This window comes from Haloferax sp. DFSO52 (assembly GCF_048158745.1).
In the GTDB taxonomy this organism is placed as follows: domain Archaea; phylum Halobacteriota; class Halobacteria; order Halobacteriales; family Haloferacaceae; genus Haloferax.
This window is the reverse complement of record NZ_JBLOPB010000001.1, coordinates 306401-323249: the sequence shown is the minus strand read 5'-3', so window position 1 is coordinate 323249 and position 16849 is coordinate 306401. Positions and strand designations below refer to the sequence as shown.

The 16849-nt window shown below is 61.1% G+C and carries 11 protein-coding genes; 4 read left to right on the top strand and 7 right to left on the bottom strand.

Annotated elements, in window-relative coordinates:
* The first annotated feature begins 733 nt into the window (after positions 1 to 733).
* From ACK3SC_RS01670 to mobA, 3 genes are read left to right on the top strand one after another with little or no spacing between them, the layout of a single operon-like run.
* Positions 734 to 2305 carry an NADH-ubiquinone oxidoreductase-F iron-sulfur binding region domain-containing protein gene (locus ACK3SC_RS01670; protein WP_416838389.1) on the top strand — a complete coding sequence of 524 codons (1572 nt, stop codon included), beginning with the start codon at positions 734 to 736 and terminating at the stop codon, positions 2303 to 2305.
* Between the two features lies 1 nt (position 2306).
* A complete protein-coding gene (fdhF, locus tag ACK3SC_RS01665; protein WP_416838388.1) occupies positions 2307 to 5579 on the top strand; it encodes a formate dehydrogenase subunit alpha in 3273 nt (1090 codons plus the stop codon).
* A complete protein-coding gene (mobA, locus tag ACK3SC_RS01660) occupies positions 5576 to 6199 on the top strand; it encodes a molybdenum cofactor guanylyltransferase (protein ID WP_416838387.1) in 624 nt (207 codons plus the stop codon). Before fdhF ends, mobA begins: the two co-directional genes overlap by 4 nt.
* A gap of 93 nt (positions 6200 to 6292) precedes the next feature.
* Here mobA and yqeC read toward each other — a convergent pair whose 3' ends face one another.
* The 6 genes from yqeC to ACK3SC_RS01630 all read right to left on the bottom strand — a co-directional run bounded on the left by yqeC (position 6293) and on the right by ACK3SC_RS01630 (position 10782).
* Entirely contained in the window at positions 6293 to 7021 is a 729-nt protein-coding gene (gene yqeC, locus ACK3SC_RS01655) for a selenium cofactor biosynthesis protein YqeC (protein ID WP_416838386.1), read from the bottom strand.
* Positions 7022 to 7124: 103 nt separating this feature from the next.
* Complete coding sequence (locus tag ACK3SC_RS01650; protein ID WP_416838385.1) at positions 7125 to 8021, bottom strand: hypothetical protein; 897 nt, start codon at positions 8019 to 8021, stop codon at positions 7125 to 7127.
* The gene (locus ACK3SC_RS01645) at positions 8018 to 8356 is read right to left on the bottom strand and encodes a hypothetical protein (protein ID WP_416838384.1); all 339 of its coding nucleotides are present in this window, start codon (positions 8354 to 8356) and stop codon (positions 8018 to 8020) included. Before ACK3SC_RS01645 ends, ACK3SC_RS01650 begins: the two co-directional genes overlap by 4 nt.
* Positions 8357 to 8410: 54 nt before the next feature.
* On the bottom strand, positions 8411 to 8713 hold the full coding sequence (locus tag ACK3SC_RS01640) for a hypothetical protein (RefSeq protein WP_416838383.1): 303 nt from the start codon (positions 8711 to 8713) through the stop codon (positions 8411 to 8413).
* Between the two features lie 92 nt (positions 8714 to 8805).
* Positions 8806 to 9924, bottom strand: a complete 1119-nt coding sequence (locus ACK3SC_RS01635; RefSeq protein WP_416838382.1) for a hypothetical protein — start codon at positions 9922 to 9924, stop codon at positions 8806 to 8808.
* 150 nt (positions 9925 to 10074) lie between these two features.
* Positions 10075 to 10782, bottom strand: a complete 708-nt coding sequence (locus ACK3SC_RS01630) for a hypothetical protein (protein WP_416838381.1) — start codon at positions 10780 to 10782, stop codon at positions 10075 to 10077.
* Between the two features lie 316 nt (positions 10783 to 11098).
* Between ACK3SC_RS01630 and ACK3SC_RS01625 the strand changes: the two genes are divergently transcribed.
* Entirely contained in the window at positions 11099 to 14602 is a 3504-nt protein-coding gene (locus ACK3SC_RS01625; RefSeq protein ID WP_416838380.1) for a PAS domain S-box protein, read from the top strand.
* 18 nt (positions 14603 to 14620) lie between these two features.
* Here ACK3SC_RS01625 and ACK3SC_RS01620 read toward each other — a convergent pair whose 3' ends face one another.
* Positions 14621 to 16729: a minichromosome maintenance protein MCM gene (locus tag ACK3SC_RS01620; RefSeq protein ID WP_416838379.1), complete on the bottom strand. Its 2109-nt coding sequence runs from the start codon at positions 16727 to 16729 to the stop codon at positions 14621 to 14623.
* Positions 16730 to 16849 lie beyond the last annotated feature (120 nt).

The window sequence follows — 16849 nt, the reverse complement described above, 5'->3', positions numbered from 1 at the left end:
TTCAGCGGTCGGACAGGCATAGTCGAAGAAGACGGATTTGCTCGAATTCGACGATATGGGAGCCTCTGCCTTAGATTCTCATCCCAGATGACAGTGTGCGACGTTCGACAAATCGCACCTCTCGTAGCCTCTTATCCCCGGTACACCCTCTCGTTAGTGGGGTGTACCGCCTGTTTTCAATATTGCTGTCCCACCGGTTTTTTCGAAGGATTTGACACTCTCCAGACTGAATTCTCAGAGCTCCAGTTCCGTCGAAATCATTGTTTTTGAGGGCTCTATCGAGCGAACCTGACCTTCCGAGGAGCGATTGATTTGAGGGTGTCTCGGACGTCTTTCTGACAGCATTCCGTGCGATTGCTGCCTACACCCTTGTTCCAAACACTACCTTCGGCTACACCCCTGGGGTGTACGGTTAATAATAATATTTCAATCATTTTTGTCACACATTCACCAGTCCCATTCTTCTAAGACCCCGCGAAAATGGTCGAAACGCAGTAAGTCATTTTGGGGGTATTCCGCACGTTACGTACGCTGTCTTCACTGCCCCCCAAATTAGATAGTATATCTGAGATATTTCAGTATAGTCGTTGCGCGTCCCCCAACCAGCACCATAGTAACGACCCGAACTCGATCCATACTCTTCGCCCAACTCACACCCATAGGGAGAAACTAGAACTATGTATGCTAACAACCACCACAAGTATTTCCTCTCGTACCCACGCACGTACACGAAATGGTCGAAACGAACGGAACGCTCGGCGAGACAGTCGTGCGCGTCTGTACCGGGTCGGCGCGTCTGACCGCCGCGCGGGCGTTGCTGACCGCTGCACGCGAGGAGGCTACGTCGGTGTCGGTGGTCGAAGTTGGGCCGGTGGGCATCGGCGAACTCGACCCACTGGTCCTCGTCACCGCCGACGGGACGACAGCGTACCACTCGGCCCCGAACGAGGACGACGTACGCGAACTCGTCCGCCGCGTCGAAGACGACGACGTTTCGGCCGACGAGGCAGACGCCGTCGTCGAGCATCAGTCCGACCAGCGGACGCTTCCCCTCCCCGAAACCGGGCCTCTCGCAGTCGGGAAACGGCGAGTACTCCGACGAGCGGGGTGGTCTCCTCCTGAAACGCTCGGCACCGGTGAGTCGGGCGACGTGAAACTCGCGACTGAAGCGGTTCGAACCGACCCCGACGCGGCAGACAGACGTGTCCGAGAGACAGGATTGCTCGGTAGAGGACGCGGCGATGGAAGCACCGACACAGCAGTCGTCGACGAGTGGGACCGCGCGCGTGAGACACACGCGTCGACGGGGAGCGACCCAGTGGTCGTCGTCAACGCGAACGAGAGCGACACCCGAAACGAGACAGACCGACTCCTTCTGGAATCGGTCCCGACCGAAATCATCGACGGGGCGCTCGCCGTCGCCGAACTCGTCGTTGCCGAGGACGTCATCTGCTACGGCAACGAATCAGACTCCCTCGCACGAGACCGGTTGGAGGTGGCCGCCGATTCCCTCACCGAGCACCTCGACCCACCGAACCGCCCGCAGGTCGTCTCCGGCCCCGACTGCTACGTCGCTGGCGAGATGACGATGGCGCTGGAGTCGATGGAGGGCAGCGACCGACTGGAGGCCCGACTCCGTCCGCCGACGCCGGCACAACACGGCCTCTACGGCCGACCGACCGTGATTCACACACCACGGACACTCGCACAGATTCGCGAACTGCTGCTTCGACCCGCGTCGTTCGACGCCGACGACGCAGACCCGGGGACGCGCCTCGTGACCGTCTCGGGCGACGTTACGGCACCCGCGACAGTCGAACTCGCGACGAGCGGGTCGCTCTCGTCGATTCGAGAGGCAGTGAGCCTCACCGGGTCGCTGAAGATGGCCTGTGTCGGCGGGCAGTTCGGTGGTCTCACGCGAACGCTCGAGCATCCACCGAGTGCGCCTGCACTGGTGGGCGCGGGTCTCGGCACCGGCGGCGCAGTCGAACTGTTCGGCGACTCGCGGTGTGCCGTCGCCCTCGCTGGCACACGCGCTCGGTTCGCCGAAGACGAGAACTGCGGGCGCTGTGTGCCGTGTCGGGAGGGGTCTGTACAGTTGACGACCCTCTTGCGAAACGTGTATCGAGGCACGTACGACGACGACGCGATACGCGAACTGACGCGCGTGATGCGGACGACCAGTACCTGTGAGTTCGGACGCGGGGCGGCCCGTCCCGTGACGACGGCACTCGACGAATTCGAGACCGAGTTTTACGCGCACGCCGACGGGCGCTGTCCAAGCGGCGAGTGCGAGGAGATGTGAGATGAGTACCGACGACACAGCAGGAACCGACGAATCGACATCGACGCAGGCACTGCCCCGAGTTCCGGACGTGGATGACCCTCAGTCACACACCCCGCTGACGGAGGACTTCAACACGGGGACGGCCAACGACCCCGAGACCGGAACCACCGGCGAGGAGATGACTCACCTCACCATCGATGGCACGCCTATCGCGATGCCGCCGGGGTCGACGATTATCGATGCGATGGAGGCAGTAGGCACCGCCGACGACGTGCCCGCACTCTGCTACTACGACCGCGGTACCGAGCAAGCCGAAAACATCGGTCCCCGAAGCGAATGTCGAACCTGTATGGTCGAAACGGACGAACACGGCCTCGTCCCCTCGTGTAGTTTTCCGGCAGAAGACGGTCTGAGCGTCCGAACTGACGGCGAAGACGCCGCAGAAGCCCGAAGCGTCAACCTCGACCTCGTGCTCTCGAACCACAACCTCCGGTGTACCACCTGTGGGAAGAACGGCCGCTGTGAGTTACAGGACACCGCTATCGACCACGATGTCGAAGAACCACGGTACGGCGTCTTCGACGACCGCTCGGCCTACGAACCCATCGACGACACCTCTGCAGTCATCCAGATCGACCGCAACAAGTGCATCCTGTGTAATCGCTGCGTCGAGGCGTGTAACGACGTGCAGGTCGAAGGTGTCCTTCGAATCGAAGGCCATGGCTCGGACACCAGAATCGGGTTTCAATCGGACGTGGATACGATGCAGGCGTCGACCTGTGTCTCCTGTGGCCACTGCGCGACGGTCTGTCCGACCGGGTCGCTCGTGGAGAACGGCCTCGTCGACAGTGCGACGCTCCCACTGCCGGGGTTCACCCAGAAGAACTCTATCGGGACGGTCATCGAAGGCGACCACGCACAAACAGCCGACACGAAAGGCAAGCCGAACTGGCGCACCCGAGGCGACGGTGACGACGGCGTTTCGGCTGGCAAGTCTGGTGTTGCTCGGTTCATGGCGAAGGCCAGACAGCGTGCGAAGGAGACGACGACGCGCGTCACCGAGGAGACGCTGAAGCAGGCCGAACACATCTCCGAGGAAGTCGCGTCACGGACGCTCAACGCTGGGAGGATGTTCGACATCGCAGGAGTCGTCAGCGACGCACGACTGGGGAAGATCACGAAAGCCGAGACGACCTGCAACTACTGCGCCGTCGGGTGTCGATTCGAGTTGTACGGAAAAGACGGCGACGTGCTCGGCGTCCGCCCGGCAGACCCCGAAGCGGCCCCAGCCAACGACTTTTCGACCTGTGTGAAAGGTAAGTTCGGCTACGACTACGTCAACAGCGACGACCGGTTGACGACCCCCCTCATCCGCGAGGGCGACGGCTTCCGCGAGGCCAGTTGGGAAGAAGCGTACGACCGCATCTACGAGGAGTTGACGCGGATTCAGGAGAGACACGGCGACGATGCTGTCGCCGTCACCTCGTCGTCGAAGTGTACGAACGAGGAGAACTTCCTGAATCAGAAGTTCGCTCGGCAGGTGCTGAACACGCCGCACGTGGACAACTGCGCGCGACTCTGTCATTCGTCGACTGTCGCTGGACTCCAGCAAACCGTCGGCTACGGCGCGATGACGAATCGCATCAACGAGGATATCGGCGAGACAGACTGCTATCTCATCACGGGGTCGAACACCACCGAAGGCCATCCGGTACTCGCGACCAGAATCAAGCAGAACGTCCGGAAGGGCGCAGACCTGTTCGTCTTCGAACCACGAAAGATTGGCCTCGCAGAGCACGCCACCCAATACACCCGGACGAATCCCGGGTCGGACATCGCATGGCTCAACGGGATGGTTCGCCACATCATCGACCAGAACCTCCACGACACCGAGTTCATCGAGTCGCGGACGAAGCACTTCGAGGAGTTGAGAGAGAAGGTCGAACCGTTCACGCCCGAGAAAGTCGAGGAGTTGGCGGGCGTCCCACCAAAAGAGCTGAAACACGCTGCCGAGACGATCGCCACCGCCGACACCTGCATCTTCGGCTGGGCGATGGGGATGACCCAACACGCCCACGGGACGCGAAACGTCCTCGCCATCACGAACCTCGCGCTCGTGACGGGGCATCTCGGGAAGCCCGGTGCTGGACTCTCACCGTTCCGCGGCCAGAACAACGTTCAGGGTGGCGGCGGCGACATGGGGCCGGCCCCGCACACCCTGCCGGGGTATCAGAATCTCACCGACGAGGACGTGCGTGAGAAGTTCGCCGCGGTGTGGGGTGAACGGCCGCCGAACGAAATTGGGCTTCGACTTCCCGAGCAGTACGACGCGATGCTCGCGGGAGAGATTCGAGGCATGTTCATCATGGGCGAAAACCCCGTCCTCTCGGAGCCGGATATCCAGGAAGCCGAGCGTGCAATCGAGGAGTTAGAGTTCCTCGCGGTTCAGGACATCTTCCTCACCGAAACCGCCGAGTACGCCGACGTGGTCCTGCCGGCCGCCTCGAACGCCGAGAAGTACGGCACGTTCACCAACACCGAACGCCGCATCCAACTGGTTCGGCCCGCCGTCGACCCGCCGGGACGTGCCAAGACTGACCTCGAAATCCTCTGCGAACTCGCCGAGCGATTCGGCTACGACTGGGAGTACGACTCGGCGGCCGAGGTGATGGACGAGATCGCGGAACTGGTACCAATCTACGGCGGCGTCACCTACGAACGCCTCGAATCCACACCGACTGGGCTCCAGTGGCCCTGCACGGACGAAGACGACCCGGGAACGCCGTTCCTCTACGAAGAGCGATTCAACTTCGACGACGGCCGCGCCCGGTTCGTCCCCGCCGACTACGCTGGCCCCGCAGAGATGCCCGACGAGGAGTATCCGCTGATGCTCACCTCGGGCCGGGTGTTGTACCACTGGCACACCGGGACGATGACTCGCCGGACGCAGGTGTCGATGGACCACGTCCCGGAGGCGTTCGTCACCATCCACCCGAAGATGGCCGACCAGCTCGGCGTCGAAGACGGCGAGGACGTTCGCGTCGTCTCGCGCCGGGGTGAAATCGTCGTCAAAGCCGCAGTCGAAGACGTGTCTGACCCCGGTGTGGTGTTCATTCCGATGCACTTCGCAGACGGCGCGATAAACGAACTCACCCAGCACGAACTCGACCCAGTGTCGTACATTCCTGAGTACAAGGTTTCGAGCGTCCGCATCGAACCACTCGGCAGGAAATCAACCGACGAGACGACTGGCAAAGAGACGAATACCGACGAGACGACGAACAACGAATGACGCTGGTTCGCTCTGCGGTCATCCTCGCCGGTGGCCGGTCGACCCGCTTCGGCGACGCAGACAAAGCCGTCGCATCGCTCGCCGGAGTGCCGATGATTCGCCGTGTCGCAGACCGTCTCGAATCTGTCGTCGACCAACTCGTCGTCAACTGTCGGGCCGACCAGCGCGACGCAATCGAATCGGCGATGGCCGACTACTCGCTCCCCGTCCGATACGCACTCGACACCAGTCCCGACGAGGGGCCGATGGCTGGTATCGGCACCGGACTGGCTGCCTGTGCGGGTGAGTACGCCGTCGTCGTCGCCTGTGACATGCCCTTCGTCGAGCGCGATATCGTGCGATATCTGTTCGAGCGCGCCGATGCAGACGATGTCGATGCAGCCGTCCCCAAACTCGACGATGGCTGGTACCAGACGACGCAGGCCGTCTACCGAGCAGTGCCGATGGCGAGCGCCTGTTCGAACGCCCTCGAACGTGGCGACCGGAAGATTCTCGCGCCGCTCGACGAGCTGGCGTGGGTCGTCGTCGCGGAAGACGAGATACGAGACCACGGGAGTCTCGACTCGTTCGAGAATCTCAACACACGCGAGGAGTTCGAAGCGGCACAGTCGCGGTTCTGACGGGTGCAGCCACAGGTCTGACCAGCACAGTCTCGATTCTGACTGCCCACAGTTGCGACTCTACCGCGAACCTGTTCCACAGCAGTTTGTCGCTCAGTCGACCACAGCAACCAGTGGGTCGTCAGTGTTCATCCGGGCGAGGACGACCCGTGGGACGTCGGCGCGTTCGAGGACGGTCGTGGCAATCTCGCGACCAACCCGTTCGAGTTCGTCGTCGTCGACCATGTTGACGAGCGGAATCGCCGTCGCGTGAGATGGCACGTTCTTCAGCCCGCCGTCGCGACTGGCGAGGACTGCTGCGACGTCGGCTGCGCCGATTGTGTCGCCCGTGTCGAGGCCGGCGACGGCCGCGACGCGCTCGGGTCGGTGGACGAACTCGTCGGTCAGCGGTTTGCCGACTACCTTCGCGCTGGCAATCGGGACGACGGTGTCGGCGGTGGCCGGAATCCGCGGTTCGCGGTCGTTCGGTGCCTTGAGCCACCGGGTCCGAGCGCCGTCCGCCTTGACGAAGATGGCGCGAGCGGTGCCCGATTTCTGAATCGCCGACACGACCGACGGGTCGTAGCCCCGATATCGGTCCTCTCGGTCTTGCTCGGGGACGAGTCCGAGTGGCCACCGCGCTGTCTCGGTGAGCGCGGACACTGGGTCGTCGGTGACGACGACGTCGGCCACCTGTTCGTCGAATATGGGGATTCGAACCGTCGCGGTGACGACACTCTTCGGGACGCTTCGGGCGAGGGTGTAGAGCGTCGTCTTCTTCCCACCGGCACCGACGACGCAGACCATGCCCGACTCAGCGGAGAGTGCTTCGACGATGTCCATGGATCCACTCCTCGTGGTGGGGCGAAAAACGTGCTGCGTCGACGGGAGAACCGATTCGAGACGCAGCGCTGGAACCGAATCGAATGCGACGCTCGTTCGAACGTCACAGCCTGATGACGGGCACGTCGAGGTGACTGGCGGCAGTCTCGGCGTCAGGGAAGCATCGACACATCGAGACAATCGGTGCCCGAAGGTCGGCTAGTTTGACGGCGGCGAGAGAAGAGGCGACAGCGTCTGCGGGAGGCGCGTCAGTGCGAGGAGCGTCAGTGAATAAGTCTGCGAGTTCGTCACGAGCGTCGTCGAACTCAGTTGCGAGTTCGTCGGCGAAGTAGGCTCTGGCCTCGCGTAGGCGGTTTGCGATGGCGTCGGTGAGTCGCAGTCGCTCGTCGCGGGAGTCACGAAGTCGCGTTGCCTCCCGTTCGAGCGCGTCCAGTCGCTGTTCGGCGGCGATACGCTCGGTTTCGATTTCGGAGAGTTCCGTCGCGACATCGACGAGTTCCGACCGCGTGGCTTCGGTCGCGTCGTCGTCTCCGGCCTCTCGGTGGACGGCCAACCGGCCACGGAGTGTCGCCGAACGTTCTCGGAGGCGTGCTTCGTCAGCGCCCGCGTCGGCGAGTCGACGACGTGCCGCTCGGAGATTCGTTGTGTGGTCTGGGTCGGTCACTTCGTGGGCAGCGAGCCGTGTCGAAAGCTGGTCGAGTTCCTCGTCGACTGGCGACGCCATCCCACGTGAGCGACCCACTGCGGCCAGGAGACGCCCGGGCGTCGCATTCGAGACGGGGACGCGAGCAAGCGTGTCGTGTCCCGGTCCCGGGTCAGCACACTCGATTCGAATCGAGGCATCGGCCGATTCGGATGCAGATCCGGATGCGGATTCAGATGTGGACGCGGGTTCGGGAATCCGAATCGCCGCAACAACTGTCTCGGGGTCGAGGGCGGTCGCCGAGAGGTCGATACCCCGACCCTCACGAACTGTCCCGTCTGAGAGATGGACTTTCATAACTCGCGGTCGCGCATCTCGGCGGCAGACGGGTGGTCGGTTCCGGTCGCAAACTTACTGTACGGCGTCGAAGACGACGCTCGTGCTTCGTACGCTTCGGCCGCCTCGCGAACCGACGCGGGGACGCTGGCGAACTCGTTGAACGGCGTCGTCTGTTCGATTTGCACGTCGCCGTCGTGTTTCTCCCGGAGGCGAAGCGCGAGGAACGCGGCCAACTCTGTCTCCTCGAACAGCGCGGCGCGCCCGAGACGGCGGACGACGGCGTCCTCGTGGGTTCGGCAGATGTTTCGGAGTGTCGTCCGCGCCGCCTGCGAGTATGTCACGACCAACAGCACGGGAACTCGGTCACGGAGTCGGGCAAAAAATGATTCGACAGCACGCTGTCAGTGTCAGACGCGTTCGACCGAGAACTCCACGTCGTCTGCGTCTGCTGTCGCATCTGTGAGCAGGTCGGTGACGCGTGTCCGCGCTTCGTCTTCGGTCGCAGCGAGGACGACGATGCCCTCTGCGCGGTCGTCGCCGACTGCTTTCCACGCGTCGAGCGTCTCGTCACCGGTGTCTGTCTCGAACTCGGTCGCGAACGTCCGGAGGACGGTCACAACGCGTCGTTCCGTACTCGCGAGGTCGGAGTCTCCCGACTCGAAGTCGCGGATGGCGTCTTCGATGTTTCGGAGGGCGGAGATTCGGTCCATTCGGTTGTCTACCTCGTCGGTGGAGCGTCACCTAAGTTCCTCGGGTCGACAGAGAGACGTTCACGAGTCGAACCCGGCCGAGTGCGACCGAGTTACGTCCGTTGTTCTGGGAGTTCTTCGAAGAACGCCGAAACGAAGGTGAGTCGTTCTTCGATAACCTCGCAGGTGTCGAACGCCGCTTTCGCTTCGTCTTCTAACTCCGGTTGTTGTTCTGGGATGTCGTTGTCGCCCGCCCTCGCCGCTTCGTCCATGGCGTCGCTCCCCTGCGCCATCGCATCAGACACGCAGACGAAGTCTTCGACGTAGGTCTCGAGCGCCACGATGGGTTCGAGTTCGGCGAGTTCGTCACGAATATCTTCGAATTCGAGCGATGCCCGGAAGAACGACCCCGAGGCGTCTTCGTACGACTCGCCGAGATACTCGTCGAATCCACGTTGGAGGCGGTTGATCGCATCCCGCATCGAGACGAGGAGGTTCAAGAACTGTTCGAACTGCACGATTTCGGTGTCGAGCGCGTCCACCTTCTGCGAGTAATCGTCTGGTGTGAGTGCGTCGAACGCATCGAGGTCGTCCGGGTTCGATTCGTCGAGCAGTCTGTCGAACGTTCCTTTCGCTGGTTCGAGCGCCTCGATTCCCTGTTCGACCTGTGAATCGATTCGGTAGAACTCCTCGGTGTAGAACCGGGAGACTGCGTTGTCTACGCGCACGCGAGCGAGACGAAGATTTTCGTGGGTTTTTCCGGCCCACCAGAGGAACCAGTGGATGCCCCAGAGCGAACTGAGTCGCGCTCGTTGCTCCGCTGTCTTGTCGAGTTGCTCGAGCGTCTCGAGGTGCCCTCGGGCGCGCGTGAGCGGTCCTGAAACGGGGTCGAACGAGAAGTTCGTGGTCGCGTTTATGTCGTGGAACCCACCGTCCGGCCCGCCCGCGTCGTCGAACGCCGCAACCGCGTCGTCGAGGTCTTCGACCGCGAGATTGAATATCCGCTCGGTCCTGTCGAGTTCTTCTGTCGTCGTCTCAGTTGGCGTTTCAGTCGTCGGTTCTTCTGTCGTCGTCTGCGTCGGTGTCTCCGTCTGTGTCGTGGTCGTCGTCGGAGCGGGTGTCTCCGTCGTCTGTACTTCCGTCGTACTCGTCGGCGTCTCAGTCGTGTCTGTGGACGAGCAACCAGCGAACAAGACGAGCCCTGTGACCGAAAGATACGCTCGACGATTCATGTGATATTATTGACGTTCTGGAACTATAGCGTTGCTGGCGCTGCGAGACCAGTCGACCGTCTATCGGCCGTCCGTCGATGCCCACCCGTCGTCTCAGAAATTTATCGCGTGGTCAGCAACTCATCGAACGGTCAGAAACTCGTCGAGCTGTCACAACTCCGCACGCATGCGAAGGGGAAGTGTCGCGACGAACTCATCGATGTCGAACCACTGGTCACCGGTGTACGTCACGATACCACTGGTGGTGTCGTAGTCGACGAGTCCGACCTGGTCGAGTACTGGCAGGTGGACGTGGTGGAGTGTGATTCGCTCGTCGGTTTCGGTCTCACCGATTCCCACAGAACGACCCACCTCGGGGGGCGACGACTCGGCCAGTCTCGAAGCGAGCGATTCCAGCGTCTGTGTCTGCTCAGATTGGGAGAGGAGTGACAGCACTGCGCCCCGTTTCTCGTCTCGATGGACGGCCGCGACTGCGGTCCAAACCGCTGGGTCGACAGACGAAAGCAAGTGTTCGGTCAGTGGGCCACGGTAGATGTCGGGGTGGAGGGTGACCGCGAGCGCACCGGTATCACGGTTTCTCGAGATAAGTCCGGATGCCTCGAGTTTTGGAATGTGCGTGTGGTGGAGGGTCGTGACCATCGCCTGGTGCGTGAAAGAACTGTCGTCGAAGGGCGCGTTCTCGGGGAGGGCCGAGAGGAGAGAGGAAAGTTCAGCAAATTCGACTTCTCTCCGCTCCAGTAGCACCTGCATCACTCGCCGTCGGAGCGGGGAGTCGAGTGCTCGAATCGTCGACGACGAACAGTAACACGCCTCCAGCGCCAGCGGGGAGTGGTCGAAGGATCGGGAGTCGGTGCTCATCGGTACTAGTCCGTTGTTATGCAGCAAGCAAAGCCAGACCTCCGAAGTGATTAGGTTCGGCTCGTTCGCCCGAACCAGACGTTCCGCTCACCCATTTCGAATCGGATATCTTTGCACGAATATTGCAGATTCATACGGTCGCCACGGACACGAATACGTCCCGTGAGCCACCGACGAGACGGAACGACAATATCACGAGAGATGGACGTTTTCGTGCGCGTTGAGTCCTGAGACATGATTCGGCAGAAGACACAGCATCGTGGGACAGTTCCGTCAACGGAAGCGCTATATTCTATGCTAGGTAACCGCTACCACCATGGGGAACCGAAGTGGCGACCGGAAAGCGGAGACACTCGCGGTTTTCGAGCAGACCCGCGAGACTGGCGAACCGCTGACGACACAGGAAGTCACAGAACGGTTGGACTGCACGCGTCGCACAGCGTATAACCGCCTCACGAGACTCGCCGACAAGGGGCTCATCCAGACCAAGAAAGTGGGTGCCCGCGGCCGTATCTGGTGGCGTGTCTCATCGACCACGTCGGCAGACGCTCCCGAACTGGCTCGCGACGAGGGAACTGTCTCAGATGTCGTGCGGGAAGCGCAGTTCCAATCGCTCGTCGGCGAGGTTACAGAGTACGCGATTTTCGCGCTCGACGCCGACGGACGGGTCGTCACCTGGAACCGGGGTGCCGAGCGAATCAAAGGATACGAGGCCGAAGAAATCATCGGCGAACATTTCTCCGTGTTCTATCCACCCGAAGAACGGAACGAAAACCTCCCAGAACAGTTCCTGGTCGACGCCGCCCGAGAGGGTACCATCGAAGACGAAGGCTGGCGCATCCGGAAAGACGGGTCGAAGTTCAGAGCCAACGTCACGCTGACCGCCGTCACCGACGACGGCGACATCCGAGGCTACGTGAAGGTCACGCAGGATACGACGAGACAGTACAGGAAACAACGGCGTCTCACGAAACAGCGGGACGAACTCGAACGAGAACTCGACGACGTCTTCGAGCGTATCGACGATGGGTTCCTCTCTGTCGACGACGAGTGTCAGATTGTCTATGTGAACGAGCGCGCCGAGAAGTTACTCGGGAAAACCGAATCCGAACTGGTTGGAACGGCGTTCGGAGGCACCATCGAACTGCTGCGGTGGACAGACATCGAAGAGAGCATCGAGCACGTGCGCACCAAACAGGAACCGGTGACGTGTGAGAGCTACGTCGGCGTTCTGGGGCGATGGCTCGCGGCGACTATCTATCCCTCCGAAAACGGGCTGTCGGTCTATCTTCGGGATGTCACCACACGACGAGAGCGTGAGCGCGAACTCGAACGCTACGAAACGATAGTCGAAACGGTCACAGACGGTGTGTACGCGGTCGATGAGGAGTATCGGTTCGAGGTCGTCAACGAGGCGTACGCGGACATGATCGGATACAGTCAGGAAGAACTCGTTGGGTCCCACGTTTCGAAGGCCGTCGGAGACCGCGTAAGCGCCATCGGAGAACGACGGCGGCAAGAACTCATTGCAAGCAACGAGACGAACGGAACGGTCGAAGTCGATGTCGAGACTGCGACCGGCGAAACGCGCACCTTCGAGAGTCGGTACGCGCTCCTTCCCGCCGGAGGAGACGAGTTTCACGGAACCGTCGGTGTCGTTCGAGATGTCACAGAGCGAAAGGAGCGAGAACACGAACTCGAAGCAAGGATTCAGCAGCAGGAAGTAATCACCCAACTCGGATGGCTCGCGCTCGAAAACGGCGACGTAGACCAGCTCATGTCTCGTGCGGTGACGCTCGTTTCCGAGACTCTCGGGAACGACTACACAAAGGTGCTCGAACTTCGTCCAGAGAGTGATGACCTCCTCCTCCGGCAAGGAACCGGCTGGGACGACGGTGTCGTCGGCGAGGCAACCGTCTCTGCAATCGACGACGACTCGCAAGCAGCCCACACGCTCCGGACGGAAGACCCAATCGTGGTCGAAGACCTCAGCACCGAATCGCGATTCAACGGTCCAGACCTGTTGACCTCTCACGGGGTCGTCAGCGGCATCAGTACGATTATCGGGTCGGTCGACGAGCCGTGGGGCGTCCTCGGAACGCACGACACTGCACACAAGACGGTCGATGAGAACGATATCAACTTCGTCCAGTCGGTGGCACACATCCTCGCGACCGCAATTCGACGACACGAACACGAACGCAAACTCCAGCAGTACGAGACCATCGTCGAAACCATCGACGACGGCGTGTACGTCCTCGACGAGAACCAGCACTTCGTCATGGTCAACGAGTCCTATCAAGAGATGATGGGGTACGACCGGTCAGAGATGATTGGCGAGCACTGCTCGTTCGTCGTCGGGGAAGAGATCGCACGAGAGGCCGCGTCCCGCAGACAGTCGATGGAGGACGACGCCCACGAGACACTGGAGGCGAAGATCGAACGCGCCGACGGGAGTCACTTCTTCGCCGAGAGTAAGTTCACCAGATTACAGAACCTCGGCGGGAGCGATGGTGGAGACGGCTCGTTCGTCGGGTCTGTCGGTGTCGTCCGCGAGACGACCGAGCGACTGCAATACGAGCGCGAACTCGAACGACAGCGTGAGCAACTCGCTGCCCTCAACGACCTGAGTGGCGTCATCAGAGACGTTACTGATGCAGTCATCGCCCAATCGACGCGCGAAGAGGTCGAATCGGTCGTCTGTGACCGTCTCGCTGACACCGAGACCTACCAGTTTGCGTGGATTGGGGAACTCGACCGCTCGCTCGACACCGTCCAGATCAAGGCGACGTCTGGATGTGAGTCCATAGAAGGGACCGAACTTGCACTAGACTCGGACGCCGAGGGAGTGCTTGGATACGCGACGCTCGTCGACGACGCGCTTCGGACGCAGTCGGTGCAGTACAGACAAAATGGCGATGAAACCCGTGCTGGAACCCAGTCGACGGCAGACGACGAAACAGACGAGCGGCTCGAAGAACTCCTCGTCGAGGCCAACATCCGGTCGTCCGTCGCCATCCCCATCGTGCACGCAGAGACGGTGTTCGGCGTGTTGGTGATTTCGACAGACCGACCGGATGCGTTCGAAGACGACGAACAGGCGACTATCGACCACCTCGGTGCGATTATCGGTCACGCCCTCGCCAGCATCGAACGAAAACGTGCACTGATGAGTGAGGAAGTCATCGAACTTCAGTTCCGAACGCGGTCTCTCTCGGTTGGTCCCGGTAGCCCGCTGGACATGGAGGGGGAGATATCCATCGAAGAGACGGTCGAAACTGGTGACGGCAGGTACACCGCCTACGGCACCGTCACCGACGACGCCGTCGACGCACTCGAACTGATTTTCGAGGCGACGCCAGCCTGGGAACAGTTGACCGTTCGGAACGCCGAGAACGGGGCCAACTCCTTCGAAGCCCAGCTTTCTGAACCGCCGGTCACGTCCGCCGTCGCGGCACAGGGAGGAGAGATAATCGATGCGAGAATCGTCGACGGAACGGTTCATCTCGGCTTCCACCTTCCACCCGGCGCAGACGTACGCAAGATTATCGAACTCGTCGAATCCCAGTATCCAGAAATCGAGATGGTGAGTCGCAAACAGGTGAAACGAGCGAATCCGAAAATCGAAGACGTCCTCTCAGAGAAGTTGACCGCTCGCCAACGAACCACCATCGAAGCGTGTTACCACTCTGGTTTTTTCGAGTGGCCGCGGGTCAGTTCGGGAGAAGACGTTGCTGAATCACTCGGTATCAGTCCGGCGACGTTCCATCAGCATCTCCGCGCGGCCGAACGGAAGGTGTTCAAGACGCTGTTCTCGTGAACAGGGTCGGCTACCTCACTACGTCGCGCGGTAGACGTCGCCGCGAGGTTCGTAGATATCGCCTTTCATCTTGAGTTTCTCCAGTTGGTCGATGACCGTCTTTTCGTCCATGTTCAACTCGGCGTTGGAGCGCTCGACGACTTCGTCGTGTGGCGCGCCCTCCTCGTACTCTTCTTGCATCGTACGGATGAGTTCGAGCAGGTTCTTGATGCGGTCACGCTGTGTCTTCGACCGGCCGGTTTCGACGATGTCGGCGTCGAACTCGCCCGTCTCGGGGTCCATCCCGATGTCGCGTAGACACGACTCGACGATGTTGGTGACGCGTTCGGCGTCTTCCTGTGTCACCTTGTCCGAGAGGCGGACGCGGGCGGATGCCTCAGAGAGGCGAACGAGTGCTTCCAGTTTCCGGGCCGTCACGGGAACGGGTGCGTCTTCGTCGGCACCGCGGGCACGGAAGTCGACGTAGAAGTCGCGAATGACGTTCTTCGCCTCTTCGGTCATCGTCGGGTAGCACGTCCGTTTCGAGTAGGCGATGTACTTGCGGAGGAGTTCGGCGTCGATGTCGGGCGCGACTTCGTCGGTCACCGCGTTCACCTGTGCTTCGGTGAACTCGGAGTTGGCGACGTGCGTTCGCTGGGTGTTCAACTCACCAGCGTAGTTCGTCTTGAGGATGTGTTCTGCGAGTTCGGAGTCGGAGTCGGGGTCCGGGTTGTCCGTGACGGTGAAGATGAGGTCGAATCGGGAGATGAGCGCGGGTTCGAGGTCGATTTGCTCGCCGATTGGTTCGTACTGGTCGAAACGACCGTACTTCGGGTTCGCCGCGCCGAGGAGCGAACACCGCGACTTGAGCGTCGCGTTAATGCCCGCTTTGGAGACCGAAATCTGCTGTTGTTCGAGGCCCTCGTGCATCGCAGAACGGTCTTCCGGTCGCATCTTGTCGAGTTCGTCCACCGCCGCGATGCCTTTGTCCGCGAGGACGAGCGCACCCGCTTCGAGCGTCCACTGTTGGCCGTCACCGAAGTCGTCGCGGACGGCGGCGGCTGTCAAACCGGCAGACGAGGAACCCTTACCGGAGGTGTAGACCGACCGAGGGGCGATGTTGCGGATGTACTGAAGCATCTGCGACTTACCGGTACCGGGGTCACCGATGAGGAGCATGTGCAGGTCGCCGCGAATCCGAGAGCCATCGGGGAGGTGTTTCGTGACCCCCGAGAACAACTGGAGAATCATCGCGAGTTTCTCCTGGTCGTAGCCGTAGATGGCCGGGGCCACGGAGTCGATCATCCGCTCGTAGATGTTCGGCGAGTTCGAGAGTTCGACGATTTCGGCCACGTCCTCGTCGGTGATGTCCATGTCTTCGAACTCTTCGTCCTCGATGGCGAGCGAGATGCCCTCCATGTAGTAGTCGAAGACGGACGTCTTCTCGTTCCCAGATTTCTGCTGTTCGATGTGGAGGGTGCCGACGGCAGTGACGTGGTCACCGGCGGTGACCTTCCCAGTGATATCGTCCGAGAGGTTGATGTCGATACTCTGTGGCGTCTCGCCCCCGCGCAGGCCTTCGGGGGACTCTTGGACGCGTAGTTTCTGGGAATCGACGAAGTTCGATTGGTCGAAGTCGATGTGGAACGGCCCCTGACGTTCACACCCTTGACACTCGTGTGGTTCCTGGAATCCGCCGTCGCCCTGTGGGATGTAACTCATCGTCCCACAGCGCTGGCACTCGAACGCTGCCTCCGTAATCTTCGGGCGCACGTCCGTCGCCTTCCGGACGATTCCCTGGACGGCGATGAGCGTGCCGATGTGGTCGTCGTTGACCCGGATGTTCCGGATATCGACCGAGTCCGGCAGGTTCTGCATCCGAACGTGTGCCTGACCGAGTTTGACGTCCGCAGGCAAGTCGAACAGGCGAAGCGCCTCTTCGGCGTACTCCTGATACTGGCCGGGCTTCGTGATGTAATCGTCCGCGAGTTCGGCGTCGAACGTGTACAGGTCGTCGTAATCGATGTACAACGACCGCTTTTCTTTCGGATACTTTTGTGCCAGTTCACCAATTTCCTCTCGGTAGTAGTTACGGTAGAACTGGATGAACCGCTCCGTGAGTTCTCGATTCTGGGGGGCCTGCGCCATCGCACGAAGGTACGACCCCTATTGGTTAAGAACCTTCGTCGTTCCGGGAGTATTTCGCCACCGACTGTTCTGAAAACGACACTACCGAGCGAAGGATTATGCCACTCGGTAGCATACCTT

What these genes read in the sequence shown, in the direction of transcription:
- yqeC (WP_416838386.1), bottom strand. Translation starts at nt 7,021, where the DNA reads ATGGACATCGTCGAAGCACTCTCCGCTGAGTCGGGCATGGTCTGCGTC.
- ACK3SC_RS01625 (WP_416838380.1), top strand. Translation starts at nt 11,099, where the DNA reads ATGGGGAACCGAAGTGGCGACCGGAAAGCGGAGACACTCGCGGTTTTC.
- ACK3SC_RS01650 (WP_416838385.1), bottom strand. Translation starts at nt 8,021, where the DNA reads ATGAAAGTCCATCTCTCAGACGGGACAGTTCGTGAGGGTCGGGGTATC.
- ACK3SC_RS01635 (WP_416838382.1), bottom strand. Translation starts at nt 9,924, where the DNA reads ATGAATCGTCGAGCGTATCTTTCGGTCACAGGGCTCGTCTTGTTCGCT.
- ACK3SC_RS01630 (WP_416838381.1), bottom strand. Translation starts at nt 10,782, where the DNA reads ATGAGCACCGACTCCCGATCCTTCGACCACTCCCCGCTGGCGCTGGAG.
- ACK3SC_RS01620 (WP_416838379.1), bottom strand. Translation starts at nt 16,729, where the DNA reads ATGGCGCAGGCCCCCCAGAATCGAGAACTCACGGAGCGGTTCATCCAG.
- fdhF (WP_416838388.1), top strand. Translation starts at nt 2,307, where the DNA reads ATGAGTACCGACGACACAGCAGGAACCGACGAATCGACATCGACGCAG.
- mobA (WP_416838387.1), top strand. Translation starts at nt 5,576, where the DNA reads ATGACGCTGGTTCGCTCTGCGGTCATCCTCGCCGGTGGCCGGTCGACC.
- ACK3SC_RS01640 (WP_416838383.1), bottom strand. Translation starts at nt 8,713, where the DNA reads ATGGACCGAATCTCCGCCCTCCGAAACATCGAAGACGCCATCCGCGAC.
- ACK3SC_RS01670 (WP_416838389.1), top strand. Translation starts at nt 734, where the DNA reads ATGGTCGAAACGAACGGAACGCTCGGCGAGACAGTCGTGCGCGTCTGT.